The following is a 2,898-nucleotide window of genomic DNA, read 5'->3' as shown; positions in this document are numbered from 1 at the left end:
GAATGGGGCGGTCTGCATTTCATTCACCTGAGCGCCAGCACAGCTTTGCGCGCCTGTGCCAGCCGCTCTTCCAGATAGGCACCATAAAAGTCGACAGACGCCAGGCCGACCAGCCGTTCCGCCAGGTCTTGCCCGGCCGGGCCCAGAAACAGCACCGTGGGGGTGAAGCCGGCCTTCCATGCCGCAACCTGGGCGGCGGCCGTCGTCACCTGGCCGTCAAAGCCGGTCAGCGGTGTCGCGCGGTCGCTGATGTTGAGCTGCCAGGCGTGCAGGCTGCCATCGCGTTGCCCCGGCAACAGGTAGTTGCGCCGCACCAGTTCGCAGAAGGGGCAGCCGGGCAGGCTGACCAACAGCACCAGTGGTTCATTTTTGGCGAAGGCGATTCCAGCGGCCGCCGGCAAAGAGGCCGGCACAGGCAGGGCCGTGTCTTTGGCCAGCGCGAGCTGGGGCACGGCCAGCCCGGCTGCCAGCACGGCAGTGAACTGGCGGCGGCTCACCAGGGTCATTCAGCGCTTTCCAGCAAAATCTTCGTCAGCGCAGCCGGTTCGCTGATCATGGGGTCATGGCCGGTCTTGATCTCCACCACGCGCGAATTCGGCAGCCATGCACCGTCCCAGAACTTGGCGTCCTTCACGCGCAGCCGGCTCGGCTCAATCGTGGCCAGTGCCGGCTGCGTGCAGCTGACAAAGGTGCGCGGCACAGCGGCCACGCGCTTCACGTCAAAGTCCAGCGGTGCCTGGTAGGTATTGCCGGGGTGCGGCGTCTGTCGGCGCTTGACCCATTCACGGTCGGCATCGTGCAGGCCGAACACCTCCGGGTCGGGCGCCGGAAAGCTGAAGCTGGGTGAAGCTTGCGCCGCCGCCATGCGCTGCTGCTGCGTGGCGCTGGCCTRCGTGCTGCTCCAGCTCTCGCCGGGCTTGGGCACCACCGCATCCACATACACCAGGTGCTTGATGCGGTCGGGCATGCGGTCAGTGACGGCCGTGCCGATCATGCCGGCATAGGAATGCACCGCGAGCGTCACCTCGTGCAGCTCTTCCGCTTCGATCAGGTTGATCACGTCGTTGATGTGCGTGTCCAGGTTGATCGTGGGTGAGAGCAAATGGGCGCGCTCGCCCAGGCCGGTCAGTGTCGGCGTGAACACCTTGTGGTGGTCCAGCTGCAGTGCCTGCGCCACGCGCCGCCAGCACCAGCCGCCATGCCACGCGCCGTGCACCAGAACAAAATTGTGTTTCATCGAGTCACCTCTTTGTGGAAGGTTGCTGCATCAAATGGTTTTGCCACCCTTCAGTTCAGACAGCTTGGCGTCTGAATAGTTCAGCACGCCGCGCAGCACCTCTTCGGTGTGCTGGCCCAGCAGCGGCGGCGGCAGGTCGGTGCGCACCGGCGTCGCGCTCAGGCGCATCGGGCTGGAGACCAGCTTCAAGTCATCTTTCACCGGGTGCTGCCACTCGGTGACCATTTTGCGCGCCTCGATCTGCGGGTCGGCAAACACCTCAGCCAGGCTGTTGATGGCACCGCACGGCACCTTGGCCGCTTCCAGCGCGCCCAGCCAGTCGGCCTTGCTGCGCGTTTTCATCACCGCTTCCAGGATCGGCACCAGCTGGCCGCGGTTCAACACGCGGTCGCGGTTCTTGGCAAAGAGCGGGTTGGTGGCCAGCTCCGGAATGTTGGCCACCGCGCAGAACTTCGCATACTGCGAGTCATTGCCCACCGCGAGGATCAAGTGATCTTTGCTGCCATCCGCGGCCGGGGCCACTTCAAACACCTGGTAAGGCACGATGTTCTGGTGCGCATTGCCCGCACGGCCCGGCGCCTTGCCGCTGACCAGGTAGTTGGCGCCCAGGTTGGCCAACATCGCCACTTGCGTGTCCAGCAGTGCCATGTCCACCTGCTGGCCCTCACCGGTTTTCTCGGCATGGCGCAACRCAGCAAGAATCGCCACCGTCGCATACATCCCCGTCATCAAATCCGCCACCGCCACGCCCACCTTCTGCGGCCCGCCGCCCAGGTCGTCACGCTCACCCGTCACACTCATCAGACCGCCCATGCCCTGGATCGCGTAGTCATAGCCGGCACGGTCGGCATAAGGCCCCGTCTGGCCGAACCCGGTGACAGAGCAGTAAACCAGGCGCGGGTTGATCGCTTTCAGCGACGCATAGTCCAGCCCATAGCGCGCCATGTCGCCCACCTTGAAGTTCTCGACAAACACATCGCAATGCGCCGCCAGCTCACGCACCAGTGCCTGGCCTGCGGGTTGGGCAATGTCGCAGGTGACGGAGCGCTTGTTGCGATTCGTGCCCAGGTAATAAGCGGCTTCGGTATCCGCTCCCTGCGCATCCTTCAAAAACGGCGGCCCCCAGGTCCGCGTGTCGTCACCCGTGCCGGGCCGTTCAATCTTGATGACGTCGGCGCCGAGGTCGGCGAGTGTCTGGGTACACCAGGGGCCTGCGAGTACGCGGGAGAGGTCGAGGATGCGGATGCCGGATAGGGAGTTCATGGGGGCATTTTGCCCTCATGAAGGCTGCTAGCCATCGCGCCGCCATTTCCCAGGGAGCGCGGGAGGAAAACAGGCTGGTCGGTGTCCGTTCAGGACTTTGGCTGTTACTCCTTCTCCCTCTGGGAGAAGGTTGGGATGAGGGCTGTCGGCCAGCGTCGTACTGCAGCCTGAATCAATCGATATGTCTTGTATGGCAAAGACTTGCCTGACAGCTCCTCCGATTGGAGGATGACCTCAGCCGTGACTGACCAACCCGGAATGCATTGCCCGCGATGGGTGTTTTAGACATCTATCTAGAGGATGACAGGCAGTGGCAATCGACGTTTAATTATTGCGGCAACAGCACCACTGCAACGATGTTTACATAGGAGTTCACGATGACTGACGCGACCCAATCC

At 63.4% G+C, this 2,898-nt stretch carries 3 protein-coding genes; all 3 read right to left on the bottom strand.

The window, feature by feature from the left end:
* Positions 1-23: 23 nt before the first annotated feature.
* From AC1D1X_RS19700 to AC1D1X_RS19690, 3 genes are read right to left on the bottom strand one after another with little or no spacing between them, the layout of a single operon-like run.
* The gene (locus AC1D1X_RS19700) at positions 24-506 is read right to left on the bottom strand and encodes a thioredoxin domain-containing protein (protein WP_477668881.1); all 483 of its coding nucleotides are present in this window, start codon (positions 504-506) and stop codon (positions 24-26) included.
* Positions 503-1,237, bottom strand: a complete 735-nt coding sequence (locus tag AC1D1X_RS19695; RefSeq protein ID WP_477698956.1) for an alpha/beta fold hydrolase — start codon at positions 1,235-1,237, stop codon at positions 503-505. Before AC1D1X_RS19695 ends, AC1D1X_RS19700 begins: the two co-directional genes overlap by 4 nt.
* A gap of 30 nt (positions 1,238-1,267) precedes the next feature.
* Positions 1,268-2,500, bottom strand: coding sequence for a CaiB/BaiF CoA transferase family protein (locus tag AC1D1X_RS19690; protein WP_477698955.1), 1,233 nt, complete (start codon positions 2,498-2,500; stop codon positions 1,268-1,270).
* Between the last annotated feature and the right edge of the window lie 398 nt (positions 2,501-2,898).

It is taken from the genome of Polaromonas sp. P1_G4, from assembly GCF_056405475.1.
The sequence above is the reverse complement of the archived record's forward strand: the minus strand, read 5'-3'. Positions and strand labels throughout refer to the sequence as shown.

Coding starts and splice junctions, on each gene's coding strand:
- AC1D1X_RS19700 (WP_477668881.1), bottom strand. CDS start 506: ATGACCCTGGTGAGCCGCCGCCAGTTCACTGCCGTGCTGGCAGCCGGG.